The sequence below is a fragment of the Embleya sp. NPDC001921 genome, from assembly GCF_053594475.1.
This window is the reverse complement of sequence record NZ_JBSFEO010000006.1, coordinates 106,515-123,923: the sequence shown is the minus strand read 5'-3', so window position 1 is coordinate 123,923 and position 17,409 is coordinate 106,515. Positions and strand designations below refer to the sequence as shown.

Annotated in this window: 14 protein-coding genes; 2 read left to right on the top strand and 12 right to left on the bottom strand. The window is 71.1% G+C overall.

Features of this window, described 5'->3' with window-relative positions; all coding sequences use genetic code 11:
* Positions 1-34: 34 nt before the first annotated feature.
* Genes ACWCPW_RS09165 through ACWCPW_RS09145 form a run of 5 tightly spaced genes read right to left on the bottom strand, consistent with a single transcriptional unit; the run spans position 35 to position 5,396 of the window.
* Complete coding sequence (locus ACWCPW_RS09165) at positions 35-820, bottom strand: ABC transporter ATP-binding protein (RefSeq protein WP_449760918.1); 786 nt, start codon at positions 818-820, stop codon at positions 35-37.
* A complete protein-coding gene (locus ACWCPW_RS09160) occupies positions 813-1,841 on the bottom strand; it encodes an ABC transporter ATP-binding protein (RefSeq protein WP_449760917.1) in 1,029 nt (342 codons plus the stop codon). Before ACWCPW_RS09160 ends, ACWCPW_RS09165 begins: the two co-directional genes overlap by 8 nt.
* Positions 1,838-2,731: an ABC transporter permease gene (locus ACWCPW_RS09155; protein ID WP_449760916.1), complete on the bottom strand. Its 894-nt coding sequence runs from the start codon at positions 2,729-2,731 to the stop codon at positions 1,838-1,840. The genes ACWCPW_RS09160 and ACWCPW_RS09155 overlap by 4 nt, the downstream gene beginning before the upstream one ends.
* Positions 2,728-3,687 (bottom strand): ABC transporter permease, encoded by a 960-nt coding sequence (locus tag ACWCPW_RS09150; protein WP_449760915.1) that lies wholly within the window; start codon positions 3,685-3,687, stop codon positions 2,728-2,730. Before ACWCPW_RS09150 ends, ACWCPW_RS09155 begins: the two co-directional genes overlap by 4 nt.
* Positions 3,684-5,396: a CocE/NonD family hydrolase gene (locus ACWCPW_RS09145; RefSeq protein WP_449760914.1), complete on the bottom strand. Its 1,713-nt coding sequence runs from the start codon at positions 5,394-5,396 to the stop codon at positions 3,684-3,686. The genes ACWCPW_RS09150 and ACWCPW_RS09145 overlap by 4 nt, the downstream gene beginning before the upstream one ends.
* A 113-nt stretch (positions 5,397-5,509) precedes the next feature.
* Here ACWCPW_RS09145 and ACWCPW_RS09140 point away from each other — a divergent pair, with 113 nt between their 5' ends.
* Positions 5,510-6,082 carry a TetR/AcrR family transcriptional regulator gene (locus tag ACWCPW_RS09140; protein WP_449760913.1) on the top strand — a complete coding sequence of 191 codons (573 nt, stop codon included), beginning with the start codon at positions 5,510-5,512 and terminating at the stop codon, positions 6,080-6,082.
* A gap of 213 nt (positions 6,083-6,295) precedes the next feature.
* Here the strand turns inward: ACWCPW_RS09140 and ACWCPW_RS09135 are convergent, their stop codons facing one another.
* The 4 genes from ACWCPW_RS09135 to ACWCPW_RS09120 form a co-directional block, all read right to left on the bottom strand.
* A complete protein-coding gene (locus ACWCPW_RS09135) occupies positions 6,296-7,819 on the bottom strand; it encodes an amidase (protein WP_449760912.1) in 1,524 nt (507 codons plus the stop codon).
* Positions 7,820-8,058: 239 nt separating this feature from the next.
* A complete protein-coding gene (locus tag ACWCPW_RS09130) occupies positions 8,059-9,705 on the bottom strand; it encodes an ABC transporter substrate-binding protein (RefSeq protein WP_449760911.1) in 1,647 nt (548 codons plus the stop codon).
* Positions 9,706-10,269: 564 nt separating this feature from the next.
* Positions 10,270-10,674, bottom strand: a complete 405-nt coding sequence (locus ACWCPW_RS09125; protein WP_449760910.1) for a hypothetical protein — start codon at positions 10,672-10,674, stop codon at positions 10,270-10,272.
* A gap of 177 nt (positions 10,675-10,851) precedes the next feature.
* On the bottom strand, positions 10,852-12,465 hold the full coding sequence (locus ACWCPW_RS09120; RefSeq protein WP_449760909.1) for a PucR family transcriptional regulator: 1,614 nt from the start codon (positions 12,463-12,465) through the stop codon (positions 10,852-10,854).
* 280 nt (positions 12,466-12,745) lie between these two features.
* Here ACWCPW_RS09120 and ACWCPW_RS09115 point away from each other — a divergent pair, with 280 nt between their 5' ends.
* Entirely contained in the window at positions 12,746-13,861 is a 1,116-nt protein-coding gene (locus tag ACWCPW_RS09115; protein ID WP_449760908.1) for a serine hydrolase domain-containing protein, read from the top strand.
* A 125-nt stretch (positions 13,862-13,986) separates the two neighbouring features.
* Here the strand turns inward: ACWCPW_RS09115 and ACWCPW_RS09110 are convergent, their stop codons facing one another.
* From ACWCPW_RS09110 to ACWCPW_RS09100, 3 genes are read right to left on the bottom strand one after another with little or no spacing between them, the layout of a single operon-like run.
* Positions 13,987-15,216, bottom strand: coding sequence for an ABC transporter ATP-binding protein (locus ACWCPW_RS09110; protein WP_449760907.1), 1,230 nt, complete (start codon positions 15,214-15,216; stop codon positions 13,987-13,989).
* Complete coding sequence (locus tag ACWCPW_RS09105; protein WP_449760906.1) at positions 15,213-16,319, bottom strand: ABC transporter ATP-binding protein; 1,107 nt, start codon at positions 16,317-16,319, stop codon at positions 15,213-15,215. Before ACWCPW_RS09105 ends, ACWCPW_RS09110 begins: the two co-directional genes overlap by 4 nt.
* Positions 16,316-17,314: an ABC transporter permease gene (locus ACWCPW_RS09100; RefSeq protein ID WP_449760905.1), complete on the bottom strand. Its 999-nt coding sequence runs from the start codon at positions 17,312-17,314 to the stop codon at positions 16,316-16,318. The genes ACWCPW_RS09105 and ACWCPW_RS09100 overlap by 4 nt, the downstream gene beginning before the upstream one ends.
* Between the last annotated feature and the right edge of the window lie 95 nt (positions 17,315-17,409).

Genomic DNA, 17,409 nt, shown 5'->3' with positions numbered 1-17,409 from the left:
GGCGGATCGGGGGGCGGGCTGTGGACCGGCGGGGTCACGCCGTGTCGAGGCCGCGCCGGCGCGGCCTCCAGCCGGGTTTGGGGATCGAGTCGATGAGCCGGCGGGTGTAGTCGTCCCGGGGCGCGCCGAGAACCCGCTCCACCGGGCCGTGTTCGACGACGCGCCCGGCGCGCATCACCAGCACCTCGTCGCTGACGTAGGGGACCGCGCCGAGGTCGTGGGTGATGAACAGCAGCGCGGTGTTCGTGCTTTCGCGGACGCGGGCCAGCAGGTTGAGGATCTGCGCCTGGATCGACACATCGAGCGCGGCGACGGCCTCGTCCAGGATCAGCACCCGTGGTTCGGCGGCCAGCGCGCGGGCGATCGCCACGCGCTGGCGTTGGCCGCCCGAGAGCCCTTTGGGCAGTGAACGGGCCTGGCGCTCGTCCACGCCGACCATGTCCAGGAGTTCCGCGACCCGGGCGCGCAATGCCTCGCCCTTGAGCGGGCGATGGAGCGCGACGGCTTCGGCCACCGCGTCCTGGACCCGTTGCCGGCGGTCGAGCGACGAATAGGGGTCCTGGAAGACCATCTGGATCCGTCCCGCCCGGGTCCGGCGGCCCACACCGCCTCGTCGTCCGGGCCGGCGCTCCACTCCCGCGACCACGATGCGGCCGCCGGTCGCCGGTTCCAGTCCGGCGATCATGCGGGCGGTGGTGGTCTTGCCGGACCCCGATTCGCCCACCACCGCGAGCGAGGCGCCCGCGGCCAGGGTGAAGCCGACGTCGTCGACGGCGACGAAACCGCCGTAGACCTTGCGCAGGTTGGCGACCTCAAGCACGGTGGTCGGCCTCCTTCGGTGCGGTGGCGGGAGGAGCGGCGGTGGTGTGCGGGAAATGGCACGCGGCCGTGCTCGGGCCCGCGGGGCGCGGTTCGGGCCGGTCGGTGCGGCAGTGTTCGGCGGCCCGCGGACAGCGTGCGGCGAACGCGCATCCGGGTGGTACCTCGAAGCCCGACAACGGCCGTCCGCCGATCGCGCGCGGTTCGGCCTCGAGGTCGCCGACAGCGGGCCGTGAGGCGAGCAGGGCCCGGGTGTACGGGTGCGCGGCGTTCTCGTGGAGCGCCGTCGCGGGCACCTGTTCGATGGTCGATCCCGCGTACATGACGACGACGCGGTCGCACACGGCCGCCGCGAGTTCGAGGTCGTGGGTGATGAACAGCATGGCGAGGCCGCGAGCCTGTCGGGCCTCGGCGATGATCGCCATCACCTCCTCCTGGGTGGTGACGTCCAGCGCGGTGGTCGGTTCGTCGGCGAGCAGCAGTCGGGGTTCGGTGGCCAGGGCGGCGGCGATCATCACGCGTTGGAGGAGGCCGCCGGACAGTTCCCAGGGGCGTTGGCGCATGCGGCGTTCGGCGTCGGGGATGCCGACCTCGCGCAGGAGGCCCGCGACCTTGGTCCGGGCGGCCGAGGCGGGCATCCCGCACGCGGTGGTGAGGCCCTCGATGAGGAAGTCGCCGACGCCGCGGGTCGGATTGATGTGCGCGCGCGGGTCCTGGAAGACCATCGCCACCTCGCCCGCCCGGTAGGCACGCAGCCGTTCGCGGGTCATGTCCGGGACCGACTCGCCGGCGAAGCGCAGCGTGCCGTGCAACCGCGCGCCGGGCGGCAGCAGGCGCAGCACCGAACGTGCGGTGAGCGACTTCCCGGATCCCGATTCGCCGACCAGGGCGATCGCCTCGCCTTGCCCGACGCTCACGTCGGCCCGATGTACGACGGTCCTGGGGGTGCCGTCGACCGGGAGGTCCAGGCGCAGGGCACCGATCTCCAGCAGCGGCGCGATCGGGGGTTTCGTCCCGCTCATGTGTTCCCTCCCGGCAGGCGCCGGGACAGTCCCGATCCCAGCAGGTTGAAGGCGACCACGACGAGGAGCACGATCAGTCCGGTGAACAGCGACTGCTGGGGTCGGCCGGCCAGGATGCCGGCGGCGCCGTTGGAGACCATGAGGCCCCATTCCGGGTCGGGCGGTTGGGCGCCGAGCCCGATGAAGGAGATCGCGGCGACGTCCAGGAGCGCGTAGCCGAAGCCGATGGTGGCCTGGACGAGGACGAGCGGGGCGAGGTTGGGCAGCAGGTGGCGGAGCCAGATGCGGCGGGTGGGCGCACCCAGGAGTTGCAGGGCGGAAACGTAGGGCAGCGCGCGTTCCTTCATCGCCGCGGAGCGCACCACCCGGGTGACCAGCGGCAGGTAGGCGATGGAGAGCGCGGCGACCGGGGCGACGAGCCCGGCGCCGAACACGGCCGCGGCGAGCACCGCGAGGATCAGCCCCGGGAAGCCGAAGACGACGTCCAGGAGTCCGGAGACGACGCGGTCGACCCAGCCGCCGAACCAGGCCGCGGTCAGCGCGAGGAGCACTCCGACCGCGGTCGAGAAGGCGACGACCAGTGCCGGTGCGGCCAGGCCGGCCCGCGCTCCGCAGATGATGCGGGACAGGATGTCGCGGCCGGTGTCGTCGGTGCCGAGCAGGTGGGCGCCCGAGGGTCCCGCGTTGACGTCGAACGGGTCGACGGCGTTGGGGTCGTGCGGTGCGATGAACGGTCCGACCAGGGCGAGCAGGACGAAGGCGCCGACGACGCAGGCCGCGGCCACGGTGACGCGGTCGCCGCGTCGGGCGGGGATGCCGGGCGGGTTCTCGGGCCCGGCCATGGCCGTGGTGTCGGAGCCGACCGGGTGGCCGGCCGCTGTGCCGCTCATCGGCTTTCCTTCCGCGCGGTCCGCGGGTCCAGGGCCGCGCTCACCAGGTCGACGAGGGTGTTGACGGTCACGAAGACGACGACGAACAGCAGTGACACGGCCTGGACGACCGCGAGGTCCTGCTTGGCCGCGGCGTCGATCATCAGCGCCCCCAAACCGCCGATGCCGAAGGCCTGTTCGGCGACCGCGGTGGTGGCGATCAGCCCCGCGACACCGACGCCGGCGACGGCGAACACCGGCCCGGACGCGTTGCGCAGCACGTGTCGGCGGATGACGACGGACTCGGGGACGCCGCGGCCGCGGGCGGTCTCGACGTGTTCCCCGCGCAGCTCGGCGCGTACGGCCGCGCGGGTGACCTGGGCGACGTAGCCGATCCACGAGACGGCGAGGGCGATGGCGGGGAGGGTCAGGTGCGACAGGGTCCCGGCGAAGCCGCTGCCGGAGCCGTAGACCGGGAACCAGGGCAGTTGCACGGCGAACACCCAGATCAGCAGCACCGACATGATGAACGTCGGCACCGCCATGGCACTCGCGGTCGCGGTGGTGACCAGGGTTTCGGTACGCCCGCCGCGCAGCGCGGCCAGCGTCCCGGCGGCGGTGCCGAGCACGATGACCAGGACGGCGGCGTAGCCGACGAGGGCGAAGGTGTCGCCCGCGCGCGAGCCGACGAGGTGGCCGACGTCGTCGCGGTAGACGAGCGACTTGCCGAAGTCGCCGTGCAGGCAGCCGCTGAACCAGTGCCACCAACCGCGCAGGAACGAGTCGTCGAGGTGGTAGTCGCGGTGGATCTGGGCAAGCACGGCCGGATCGGGTTTGCGGGCGCCGCCGACGAGCAGTGTGGCCGGGTCGCCCGGGGCGAGCATGAGGGCGCCGTGGATGCCCAAACTGGCGATCAGGACGGTGGCGGCGAGCGTGGCCAGTCGGCCGGCGAGGAAGGAGGGCGACACGGTGCTCACCCGCCCTGGGTCTCGGGGGCGGGGGCGGGGCTGGGGGTGGGGTCGGTGTCGGGGGCGGCCGACAGGACGCTCAGGCGTAGCCGGGACGGGTACGCGGGCCCGGTCCGCAGCGTTTGTACGCCGGCCTTGGGCGAGGTGGTCAGCCACGGGTTCTCGGTGGAGCCGGAGTTGGGCAGGTGGTTGGGGAAGTCGCTGCCGGCGACCATGAGGGTGAGGCGGTGCCCGGGGCGCAGCCGGTAGCCGGTGTGACCCAGCTCGATCTCGTGGGCGCCGGGCGCGTCGACCCGAGCGCAGCCGCGCAGTACGAGTCGGGCGGTGCCGTCGGGGGCGAGGTCGAGGAGTCGGACGAACAGGTCGTGGGTGGGGGTGGTGCTCTCGGTGTGCAGGACGGCGTGGACCGGGCCGGCCAGGTCGAGCGGGGTGCGTGCCGCGGGCCCGGTGAAGACCAGCACGTCGTCGCGGTCGGCGGTGGGGCTCTCGTCCGGGTGGTCGTGCAGCAGCATGAAGGTGTTGGCGACCGCGGATGGTACGAGGTTGTCGGGGTCGTACCGCCACGTCACCGTTTCCGTTGTCGGTGGGGGGAGTTCGCCGAGCGTGCCGCCCGGGAGCGGGCCCGTCGCGGCGTGCGGCGCGCCGAGGTGCCAGTCGAGGGCGGTCGCCTCGGGCGGTGGCCACGTGTTCGCGACGCGCGGGCCGGCGTGGCCGAGTTGCCAGCGCACGCGGGGCAGCGTGTCGGGGTGGGCGGTGCCCTTGAGGAAGACGTCGAAGAAGTCGAGCGCGGGTGTGGTGTACGCGTCGAGCAGCGTGCTCAGCGCGTGGGCGTCGACCATGTGGTCGGTCGCGGGGGTGACCGGGGCGTTCTCCAGGAAGTAGTTCTCGTGGTCGATCGCGTCGGCGTTCAGGTACTGGACGGCGGCCCAGCCGGGGCGCTTGGCCAGTTCGGTGTAGTCGTGCATGTGGGCGATGCCGAGGTTGTCGAACCAGCCGACGCAGTGCAGCACGGGGACGGGGCGCGCGTCGTAGGGGTGCGGTCCGTTGTACGCGGGCAGTTCGATGTCGCCGACGATCAGGTCGAAGCCCGTCGAGCGTTTGCCGATGGCGGCGAAGGCTTCCTCGTAGGCGGCGACGAAGGGTCGTCGGGTCAGGTCGGGCTCGAACTCGTAGCTGTCGTTGTCGACCCAGATGTGTGCCTGGTAGTCGGCGCCTTCGAGCCAGACCGGCTGCCGGGCGGGCGCGTAGACGGCCGTGCCCGGGACGATGTTGGTCGAGGTGACGCGCGGGACGATGGCGCGCAGCGCGGGGTGTTGGCTGGAGACCGCGGACCATTGGGTGAATCCGTAGTAGGAGTCGCCGAACATGCCGACGATGCCGTTCGACCAGGGTTGGTGGGTGATCCAGTCGAGGGTGTCGTAGCCGTCGTCGACCTCCCCGGTCCAGCCCAGGGTGTGGCCCTGGGAGCGGAACTTGCCGCGTACGTCCTGGACGACCATGACGTAGCCGCGGGCGGTGAAGCGTTCGGCGACGTTCTCGAAGAAGACGTAGCGGCTGTTCTTGTCGTACGGCAGGCGCACGAGCACGGTCGGGGCGGGGGTCGGTCCGGTGCGGTACACGTCGGTGGCCAGTCGTACGCCGTCGCGCATGCGCACCATGTGCTGCTGCGCGTGATCGGGAACGGGCTGGGCCGCGACGCGTTCGAAGATGAGGCTCATGGGCACTCCAACGCGGGGGAACGCACGCGATAACGCGTGGAAAACACTGTGATATAACAGCGTTGCATTACGCGAAGTTCCACGTCAAGCCCCCTCTGAGCTAGGTTGCCCTCATGCCGATCGACGTCGACGAAGTCCAGCGCCGCAAGGCCATCGCCAAGGCGACGCTCACCGTCGCCGCGCGGGACGGGGCCCGGGCGGTGACGATCCGCGCGGTCGCCAAGGAACTCGGCGGCTCCACCGCGATGGTCACCAACTACGTGCCCACCCGCATCGCGCTGATCACCAACGCGGTCGCGGCGGCCGAGTCCCGCTGGTATGGCGAACTCGAGGAGCACGTCGGCCGCCTGGACGGCCGGGAGCGGCTGCACGCGACCGTCGCCTGGAACCTCACGACCGATCCGGACGACCTGCAACTGCGCCGCCTGTGGGTGGAGATGTTGTCGTCCGTGCAGGGCGGCACCGATTCCGCGGAGGCCGCGCGGACCCGCGAACCCGCCACCACGCGCCGCGAACTCCTCGACGCCGTCACGGCCGCGGGCGTCGCCGATCCGGAACTCGCCGCCGATCTGCTCTTCCTGCTGGTGCGCGGCTACTTCATCTCCACCGTCGAGGACCCCGCCCCCTGGACGCCCGAGCGCGTCGGCCGGGTCGCGGAGGCGATCGTGGACATGCTCACGCGTTAGAGCGCGGCCCCGGGCAGGTGCGGGGCATGTCCCGTGCCCCGGGCATGTCCCATGCCCCGGGCAGGTGCGGGGCGCGGCCCCGGCGCGTCGGCCTCGCGCGTCGCGATCGGGATCGGCTCGTCGTGGCACGGCATCGACGCAGGGGCGAGGGCGACCGGGGGCGGGGTGGGCCGGCAGGGTGCGATCCGCCCCGCCGGCCCAGGGATTCCGGCCTCAGGCGGACCGGATCGTGGGACGCGCCCGCGGCGTCCGGGCCTCTATCGCGGCCGCGGCGTCGAGCAGCAGATCCTCGCGGAACCGTCCGCCGATCAGTTGCACGCCCGACGGCAGCCCGTCGGCGACGCCGGTCGGGACCGCGAGCGCCGGGAAGCCCAGCACCGGAACGGCCTGCAACGGCCATTGCGCGGCCAGGACTTCGCTCATCCGCGCGTCGCCCACCAGGTCGGCGTCCTGCTCCAGCGGCGGCTCCGCCGACACCGGGGTGAGCAGGATGCGGTCGCCGCCGAGGTACTGCTGCAACCGGGCGATGAGCGTGCCGCGGCGCGCGTAACCGCGGATGTAGGCGGCCAGGGCGGGCTGCTCCCCCCAGATCGCGGCGGCGGCACGGAACGTCGAGGCCAGCGAATCGCGCACGCCCGCGTCGCCGAACCGCTCGATCTCCGGAAGCATCGTGCGCAGTTCCTCGAACAGCAGCAGCGACCACAGGCGCGCGGCCTCGGCGAGCAGCGGTAGTTCGACCTCCTCGACCTGGTATCCGGCCTCGGCGAGCACGCGGGCGGCCGTGTCGATCGCCGCGTCCACGGCCGGCTGCGGCTTGGCGATGCCGACGTCGCGCACCACCGCGACCCTGACCGGGCCCGCCGCCGAACTCGGGGGCGAAAGCGCCGGAATCCCGACGGGATCACGCAGGTCCGGCGTGGCCATGACGCCCATCGCGGTGCGCAGGTCCGCCACCGTCCAGGCCATCGGGCCGTGCACGGCCATCGTCTGGAACGACATCGGGCTGTCGAACTCGACCTCGCCGGCCGGCTCCCACGCGGAGACCAGGCCGACCGTCGGGCGCAGACCCACCGCACCGCAGCAGTACGCCGGATAGCGGATCGACCCGCCGATGTCGTTGCCCTGGGCGATCGGCACCATCCCGGCGGCGAGCGCGGCGGCGGCCCCACCCGAGGATCCGCCGGGGGTGCGGTCGTGGTCCCACGGGTTCAGCGTGCGTCCGTGCAGGTCGTTCTCGGTGAACCAGCGCACGGCGAACGCGGGGCTGTTGCTGCGGCCCAGCAGGACCGCGCCCGCCTCGCGCAACGCCGCCACGCACGCCGCGTCCTCGGGCGCGACGAGGCCGGACCACTCGGGGATGCCGTGCGAGGAGGCGTACCCGCGCTGCGACGTGTTGATCTTCGTGGCGGTCGGGACGCCGTGCAGCGGGCCGAGCGGGCCGAGCGGGCCGAGCGGGCCGAGCGGGTCGCCGGACGCCACCGCCCGGTCCGCCGCGCGCGCCTGGGCGAGGATCTCGTCGGGCCGGATGTCGACGAGAGCGTTGACCACCGGGTTGACCGCCTCGATCCGGGCCAGGAACGCCTCGGCGACCTCGACGGCGGTGAACTCGCGGGCACGGATCCCGGCGGCCAGGTCGATCCCGGGGCGGTTCCACAGCGTGTCGGCGTCATCGCCCGTGGCGGCCGGGGGCGCGGCGGGATTTTCGGCGGGCTCTGTGGAATCTGCGAAGTGCGTCATCGCGACTCTTTCGTGAATACCCCGGTTTCGGCCGGGGGAGGAAGTGAAGCTCCTGAGGAGCAGGAGGGGTGAAGCCGTCGCGACGTGGTTCCCGGTGCACCGGCTCCGGGCGCGGCCCCTCGAACGGGCGCCCACCCCAAGCCCCGGGCCGCGACCACCGATGGGCAGGCGGGAACCCCGGCTTTCCGGGCGGGAAGGACGTGGCGGTGGGTACGTGTAGGGACGCGGGGTGGAGGGGGTCAAGACGCGGTGCCGCCGAGGTGGGCCGCCCACGGGATGTTCATGTACGCGAACGACGACGGCGCGCCGCTGACGCGCTTGTTCATGAACATCCGCTCGTGCGGGGCAACCAGATAGACCACCGGCAGGGTCGGGGTGTACGCGGCCTGCGCCCGGGTGAACGCCGTAGCCGCCGCCGCGGGATCGGCGGCGGTGCGGGCCTGGCCGAGGAGGCGGCTCGCCTCCGGGTTGCGGTAGCCGGTCCAGTTGAACAGGGCGCCCTCGTCGACCATGTCGGCCGCGTACGACGCGGCGTCGGGGGCGGCGACGTAGCCGAAGGTGACGATGAGGTCGAGGCCGTCGCGCATCGAGGGATCGTAGAACAGCGAGGACATCTCGGTCGGCTGCAACTGCCGGATCTCGATGTCGACGCCGATCTTCTTCGCCGCGGCCTGGAGGAACGTGACGATCTGGAGATCGCGCTGGTCTCCCGCGGGTATCGCGGTGACCAGCGGACGCTTCGGCGCGCCGACCTCGGCGACCAGGCGCCTGGCGCGGTCCAGGTCCGGCCCGGCGATCGAGGGGAGGGCGTGGTACGCGGCGTTCAACTGCGCCGCCGCCGGGTCGCCGGCCCAGGTGAGCGGCGGGGTGAGGGACTTGAGCACGGTGGCGTCGCCGCCGAAGGTGTTCTTGATCAGCGCGTTGCGGTCGACGGCCAGGGACAGCGCGTCCAGCAGGCGACGATCGGCCGCGGGCGTCCGCGGGTTGCCGGGGACCAGCAGCACGTTCTGGGTCGCGGGACCCAGGTGGATGCTCCCGTTGTTCGCCTTGGCGAGTGCCGCGGCGCTGCCGGCCGGGAGTTCGTACACCCCGTCGATCTCGCCCGAGAGCAGGGCACCGGTCAATGTGTTGCCGTTGGTCACGAAGCGGAAGACGACCTGGGCGACCTTGGGCCTGAGCGCCGAGTCCCAGTAGGCGTCGTTGCGCGCGATGGTGATGCTGTCGCCGGATTTCCACGACGAGAGCTTGAACGGACCGGTACACATCACGCCGCCGTTGGGGGTGCCGTAGTCGGCGCCGGCCCTCGTCGCGAAGGACTCCCGGACCACCGCGCCGAAGGGGGTCACCAGGGCCTTGTACAGGCCCTCGTCGTGGGCCTTGGTGCGCACCGTGACCTGGTGGGGGCCGGTCGCCTCGATGGCGGTGACCTGGGCGAGCGCGCTGCCGTAGATGCCCTGCGTCTTCGGGTCGGTCTGGCGCCGGAGGCTGTAGACGACGTCCTGGGGCGTCAGCGGCGCGCCGTCCCAGAACGTCACCCCCGGCCGCAGGTCGAGAACGAGGTTGTGGTCGTCCGCCCAGGTGGCCCTCTCGGCCAGACCGGGGCCGATGGAGAAGTCCGGGGCCATGCGCAGCAGCGTGTCGCACAGGTTCGCGATCACCGTCTGCGGCGAGTAGTCGCCGACCTTGGCCGGATCCAGCGTGGTCGGCTCGCCCATCGGCAGTGCCCAGGTCACCCGGTCCAGCGCACCATTGCCGGGCGGTGTGGTGCTGCTCAACGAGGCGCCGGACGACGGCTTCGCACCGGGGCCGGACCCTGCCGAACAGGCCGCGGTGGCGGCCAGCGAGGCACTCACCAGCAGGGCGAGCGCCCGTCTTCTTGCAGCCATGGCCGAAGCTCCTTGCGACGAAGGGGGTTGCCGGCGCGCATGCCGCCGGCCCGGGAACGACGGCGCGACACCGTAATAAACGAACGTCATATAACGTTGTTTCATCACGTAGCTTCCACGCGATGAACGAGACCGTCAAGCCCCCATCCGGATGGCGTCGCCGCCACGACGCGGACCCCGCCCCGGGGGAGCCCGCCGCTCCCTGGTGGCGCGGAGACGATTGCCCCATGACCGGGCACGCCTTCATCCCGGACGACCTGCGGCGATGGGCGCCGACCACCTCGGCGGCGCGGACGAGGTCGCGGACGTGTCCTGGCCTCGGCGGAATTCCGGGATCTGGCGGCACGGCGAAAGGGGGATTGAAGACACGCCCTGATTCCCGCACGGCCCGGGCCTTCGCGGTGCCGACTCGCCAGGGCGGCCCCGTACGGCACCGGGTGAATCACCACCACCGACGGACGGGTTCACCCCGCCGTCCGACCCGTCGGGTGGGCACAGCGAAACGGCCCGCCGGAACCTGGGGGTTCCGGCGGGCCGTTGGCCAAATCTGTACGTCGGGTCGGATCAGGCCCTGGCCTTCACCGCGCTCTCGGACCAAGCCATGGAGTCACAGTCCCAGGCGACATTGTCCTCGGTCAGGCAGGCTCGGAACCAGACCGTGGCACCTTCGGGGAAATCCTTGTTGAAGGCCTTGACGCTGCCTTTTCCGCCGTTGTTGACCAGCAGCGGATAGGCGTAGGAGTCGTTGATCCGGTATTGGACGGCCACCCCGTGGCTGTCCGAAGCCAGGTCCTGGGCGTAGAACCAGTCGCCGTCGTGATCGAACCACACCTTGCCGGTGGCGGTGCTGCCCGTATACACGTAATCGGTATTGTTCGTCCCCGCGTTCGCCGATCCGGCGCCCGCGATCATGCCCAGGCTCATGGTGATCGCACCCAGGCCGACGACGAGCTTGCGCTTGTGCTTCATGGGACCTCTCTCCGGCCGTACCTTGATCACGACGGCTCGAAAAGGATGTTCCCAGTGGCCGAAAAGCGCCACTATCCAGAAAGTGTGGATAGCCTGCGCGCATTCCGGATGAGAGGGAACCGAAACAAGCGCGATACCGTCCGCGGTGACCTCGTCGTGACGCAGCGGTGCCGGCGTTCACCAGCCGAGTTGGTCTCCGAGTCGCAACCGCAGCCACAGCACCAGGCGTTCGTCCGGGTCGGCGAGATCGAACCCGAAGATCTCGCCGGCGCGGGAAAGCCGGTACCGGATCGTGTTCGGGTGCACGGACAGCCGATGGGACGCGGCGGCGACATCGCCGTTGGCGTCCAGGTAGGCCAGGATCGTGGACGCGTAGGTGGTGCCGTGCTCGAGGTCGTGGGCACGGACCGCCGGCCCGAGTCCGCGGGGGAGCACGTCGTGCGTGGCCAGCATCTGGGCCAGCGCGGACAACGTCGCGCCCGCCCACACCTCGTCGATCGTGGCCACCTGGCACGGCTCCGGGGCACCCGGCCGCTCGGAGAGCGCCCGCAGGACGAGATCCGCGTCGGCGCGTGAGCTCACGATCGAGCGCAGTCCCTCGACGACCGAGCCGAGTCCGGCCCGGACGGGCACGCGGAGCGCGCTGTGCGCCCGCCGCGCGATATAGGCGACGAGTTCACGGTGCGCGTCCGGCGAAGGCCCACTCGGCAGCAGCGCGTAGACCGTCGCGTCGATCAACGCGCAGCCGTGCCTGCCGTAGCGCGCCTCGCAGTGCAGGCTGACCAAGTCCGCGAGCCGGGTGGCCGCGTGTGCCGTGAGAACATCCTCCGCGTCGACCGAGGCGACGGCGAACGCGGCCACCGCGACGGGCAGGTTCGGGTCCAGGCCGAGCTGTGGGGCCACCGCGGTGACACTGCTCGGGTCGGCGAGCAGCCGCCGCAACAGGTCGGCGTACCTGCGCCGGACGGCGGATTCCGTGGTCCGGGCCGCGAGCAGGTGCAGCGCGACGTTGTCCGCCACATCGGAAAGGGCCTGTTCGGCAACGGAGTCCAACTGTTCGCCGGCATTGACGACCCAGATCGAACCCAACACCTCGTTTCCCACCCGGACCGCGACACCGAGACGGGGAAGACCCCCGGCGACGGCAGCGAACCGGCAGGTGCGCCCCGCCCGGGTGAGCACCCGGTACTGCTCGTCGTACTCCGGCCCCTCCGGCACCTGGAGGCCGAGGATGCCCTGGCGGCGGCCCTCGTCGACGGCCTGGCCGGGCAAGGTCGAGTAGGCGAGGATGCGCCGGTGCGGATCCTCGATCACGGTGGCTCCTCCCACCATCCCCGCGATCGCGTTGGCCAGCGCGAACAGATCGCCGACGGCCGGGGCACCCGGGGCCTGCCCGAAACGCACCGTCGGGGTGAGGGCCGAGGAGATCATGGCATCCAAGTGGTGCCAGGCCACGGCCTCGTCCGCGGCGAGCAGCACGATGCCGGACTGCCGGGCGGCTTCCACGAGGGGAGTGACCGGCTCGTCGAAGGCCTTCACCACCAGACAGGCGTACCCGGCCTCGGCCGCCGAACCGACCAACCCCATCGCCTGCGCCTCGACCATCCCCACTCCGACGGCGAGCAGGATCGCGTCCCTGACCGGGGGAAGGGGAAGCGGGGCTCGCCGTTCGAAGATGAGTACGCCCGAGACCGGCACCAGTGTCTCCGGCGGAACGGTCAACGGCCGCAGCAGCGACGAGCCCAACACTTCCAGGACTTGTCCGAGATCGGGAACCCCGGTACCGAGCATCCTCACCTCTTTAGCCGGTCACACAAAACATTCCGGGAATCTCTGGACGGCTACCGCATGTACCCGGCCAGTCCAGCCGCGACGCTGTCCGCATGCACAATCCAGGAAACGTGCGGCGGCCACCCCCGGCGACCGTACCCCCCACCGCCCCGCGCAGCACAACCAACTCCGGCCGGCTGCGCCGTTCCTCGTGCGGCCACCCGAGCGGTGGCCGCCTTCCCCGGCACCGGGCGCCGGCGATTCCGCCACACGCATCAGTACTGCAGAAGGAGACATCATCATGCGATACCGGACCAGTGTCGTCGTGGCCTTGGCGTGCGCGGCCTCTCTAGTGACGGTGCCCACGCAGGCGACTGCGAAGGCGCAGTGTGACCACACGCCCATCCAGACGGCGCTGAAGTCGCTGCAAGGTATCGGCGCCTCGGGAATCAGCGTGACGGTCAAGAGCCCGAACTGCGGCGTCTGGAACGGTGGTGTCGGACTCGCCGACCTCAGAACGGGCCGCAAGGTCGTCGGCAACGAGCACAGCCGCATCGGCAGCAACACCAAGACCTGGACGGCCACGGTCGTGCTCCAGCTCGTCGGCGAGGGCAGGATCGGTCTCGACGACACCGTGGACGACTATCTGCCCGGTCTGATCCGCACCAAGCTCTACGACGGGCGCACCATCACCATCCGCCAGCTTCTGCAGCACACCAGCGGCTTGCCCGATTACCTGGACGCGCCGTTCTGGGAGGACGAGGACGAGCACCGCTGGGATCACATCGAGCCCTTGCAGACGGTCCGGCAGGCGCTCGGTCTGCCCAAGCCCGACCGGACGGCGGACGGCTTCGCCTACTCCAACACCAACTACAACCTGGCCGGCCTGATCGTCACCAAGGTCACCGGCCGCGGCATCGGCACCGAGATCAAGGAACGCATCATCAAGCGTCTCGGACTGTGCGAGACCTCATGGCCCGGCGATCGCACCACGATCCCCAAGCCGGACCTGCGCGGCTACGGGGAGCGCGGATCCACTCTGGTGGACCTGACGGAATGGAACACCTCGGAGGCCGACGCGTCGGGCGCGTTGATCTCCGACGGTGCGGACACCACCGCCTTCTGGACCGCCCTGTTGAGCGGGAAACTGCTGGCCCCGGCCCAACTCGCCGAGATGAAGAAGACCGTTGCCGACGACTTCCCGGGTGAGCGCTACGGCCTGGGAATCGAGCGCCACGAGCCCGCTCCGGGTCTGGTGGTCTGGGGACACAGCGGCAGCGTGGCCAGCGGCCACAAGTTCAGGAACGCCGTCACCGACGACGGCCGACGGGCGGTGACCCTGCTGATCGGCTCGGAGAAGTTCGACTCGGACAAGGTGGACTCCATCATGGGCAAGCTCATGCGCGACCTGCGCTGAACTTCACCGACTCCACCGGCTCCACTGACGGTACCCATCGAATCCGGGTGGCTCTGATCCGGAGACGCACCCTCGGACCGACGATCGGCCGGTTCCTGTGCCATCGCACAGGAACCGGCCGATCGTCACCTCCCGGCCGTACCCGCGGCACCGCGCCCACCGGGTGCGGCCGACTCCGCGGCCGGCTCCGCGGTCCGCTTCGCGGTCCGCTTCGCGGCCGAGAGCAGGACGGTGTCCCGCGGGGCCTGGTCGGCGAAGTTCTCCGGGTGGTGGCAGGCCACCCGCTGACCGGGCTTCAGCTCCCGGAGAGGCGGCTCGTCGGTCGTACAGATCCGCGTCGCCTTCCAGCACCGGGTGTGAAAGCGGCAGCCGCCGGGTGGGGCGATCGGCGAGGGCACGTCGCCATCGAGCAGGAGGCGCTCGCTCGCGGCGTTTCTGCGCCGCGGGTCCGGGATCGGGACGGCCGACATGAGCGCCTTGGTGTACGGATGCATCGGCGCCTTGTAGAGCAGGTCCCGGTCCGCGAGTTCGACGATCTTGCCGAGGTACATCACCGCGATCCGGTCCGAGACGTGCCGGACGACGGACAGGTCGTGCGCGATGATCACGTAGGTCAGGCCCAGTTCCCGCTGCAGGTCGTCCAGGAGGTTGACGACCTGGGCCTGGATCGACACGTCCAGCGCGGACACCGGCTCGTCCGCCACCACCAGCTTCGGCCTGAGGGCGAGCGCGCGGGCGATGCCGATGCGCTGCCGCTGGCCGCCGGAGAACTCGTTCGGGTAGCGGTTGTAGTGCTCGGGGCTGAGGCCGACCACCGACAACAGTCGCTGCACCTCCTTCTTGACGCCGCCCTCGGGTTCGACACCCTGGAGCCGGAAGGGGGCGCCGATGATCGTGCCGGTGGTGTGCCGCGGGTTCAGCGACGAGTACGGGTCCTGGAAGATCATCTGCACGTCGCGGCGCATCGGGCGCATGCCGCCCACGCCGAGGTGGGTGATGTCCCTGCCCTCGAACTCGATCGTCCCCGCGGTCGGTTCCAGCAACCGGGTGATCAGCCGGCCCATCGTCGACTTGCCGCAGCCCGACTCGCCCACGACCCCGAGGGTCTCGCCCGAGCGCACCTCGAAGTCGATGCCGTCGACCGCGCGCACCGCGCCGACCCGGCGCTGGAAGAGGCCCTTGCGGATCGGGAAGTGCTTCCGCAGCCCGGTCACCTTCAGCAGGACCTCGCCGGGCGCGGCGTCCTCGGTGAGGGTCGCCGCGCCGCCGGTCTCGGATGAACCGAGAGCACCGGCCCGCCCGCCGCCGCCATCTGCAGGGATGCTCACCGCGTTCTCCTTCGCGTTCTCGCTCACAACCTCGGCGCAATCTCTTCGGTCCAGATCCGCTCCCGCTGCTCCCGCGTCATGTGGCAGGCCGCCCAGTGCCTGTCGCCGACTTCGGTCAGCTCCGGGCGGAGCGTGCGGGTGACGTCGCCCTTCGGCACGTCGGCGTACGGGCAACGCGGGTTGAAGGCGCAGCCGGACGGGAGGTTGATCAGGGACGGCGGGGAGCCCTTGACCGGGATCAGCCGCTCCTGCTGCTCGCGGTCCAGGCGCGGCATCGAGCCGAGCAGACCCCAGGTGTAGGGGTGCCGGGGCTCGTGGAACACCTGCTCCGCCGGGCCTCGCTCGACGCAGCGGCCGCCGTACATCACCAGGATGTCGTCGGCGAGTTCGGCGACGACGCCCAGGTCGTGGGTGATGACGACGACGGCGGAGCCGAACTCCTTCTGCAGGTCCCGGATGAGGTCGAGGATCTGCGCCTGGACGGTGACGTCGAGGGCGGTGGTGGGCTCGTCCGCGATGAGCAGTTCGGGGTTGTTCACCAGCGACATCGCGATCATCGCGCGCTGGCGCATGCCGCCGGAGAATTCGTGCGGGTAGTTGTCCACCCGCTTGTCCGGCTGCGGGATGCCCACCCGGTCGAGCATCTCGACCGCACGCCTGCGGGCGGCCTTCCTGTCGACGTCGTGGTGGATCCGGTACGCCTCGACGATCTGTTGGCCGATCGTGTAGTACGGGTGCAGCGCGGACAGCGGATCCTGGAAGATCATCGCCATCTCGCGGCCCCGCAGCCTGCGCACGTGGTCGGGGCCGGCCGACAACAGCTCGGTGCCGTCCAGCCAGATCTCGCCGGAGATCCGCGCTTTGCGCCTGCCGTATCGGCCGGCGGTGTGCAGGCCCATGACGGCGAGCGAGGTCACCGACTTGCCGGAGCCCGATTCGCCGACGATGCCCAGGGTCTTGCCCCGCTCCAGGCGGAAGCCGAGCCCGTCGACGGACTTGACCAGGCCGTCGTCGGTGGGGAAGTGCACCTTCAGGTCGCGTACTTCCAGGAAGGCACTCGGAGCGGGCGAGGCGGCGGGCCCGCCCACCGCGGCTTCGCTGGTGTGGAGTCTGTGGCCGACTTCGGTCATGTGAGCCTCACTCTGGGGTCGATCACGGCGTACAGGACGTCCACCACGAGGTTGGCCAGCAGCACCGAGAGGGAGGTGATCAGGACGACGCCCAGGATGACGGGCAGGTCCTGGTTCCTGATGGCGTTGAGCACGGCCTGGCCGAGGCCGGGCAGGTTGAACGTCGACTCGGTGAGGATCGCGCCGCCGATGAGGGCGCCGAGGTCCATGCCCAGCATGGTGAGGATCGGCGTGATCGTGGAGCGCATGGCGTGCTTGCCGATGACGGTCCGCTCCCGCAGGCCCTTGGCGCGCGCGGTACGGATGTAGTCCTCGCCCAGCACCTCCATCATCGTGGCGCGGGTGATGCGCGCGTACATCGCCGCGTAGAGGAAGGCGAGCGTGATCCACGGCAGGATCATGCCGCCGAACCAGCCGCCCAAGCTGTCGCCGAGCGGCACGTACTGCGCGTCGAACCACTTCAGTCCGAACGCGAAGGTGGCCAGGGAGAGCATGCCGGTGAAGTAGATGGGGAGGGACACACCCGCGAGGGCGACGACCATCGCGCCGCGGTCCCAGAGGGTGCCGCGCTTGAGCGCGGAGAGCACTCCCGCCGCGACGCCGAGGGCCAGCCACAACACGGCGGCGCCCAGCGCGAGCCCCAGGGTCACCGGGAAGCGGTCGGTCAACACCGGCCAGACGGCCTGTTCGCTCTTGAACGAGTAGCCGAAGCACGGCGCGGAGCAGTGCACGACGTCGCCACCGGTCGCGTACGTGCGGCCCGTGAAGATGCCCTTGAAGAATTCCCATGCCTGGAGGTGGATGGGGTCGCTCAGACCGAGCTTCTCCCGCACGGCCTCGACGGCGGCGGGGTCGGCCTGCTTGCCCACGAAGCTCGCGGCGATGTCGACGCCCGCCCACTTGGGGACGAGGAAGAAGATGCCGAAGACCACCATGATGATGACCACCAGCATCACTGCGGCGGCGAACAGCCGCCTGATGAGGTAAGTGAGCACAGCTAACGGCCTGCCGCGGATCGCGGGCCGCCGGGGCTTCCGGCGGCCCGCGATCACGCCGCGCCGGCCTTCACCTGCCTTTCGTGCCGTTCGGC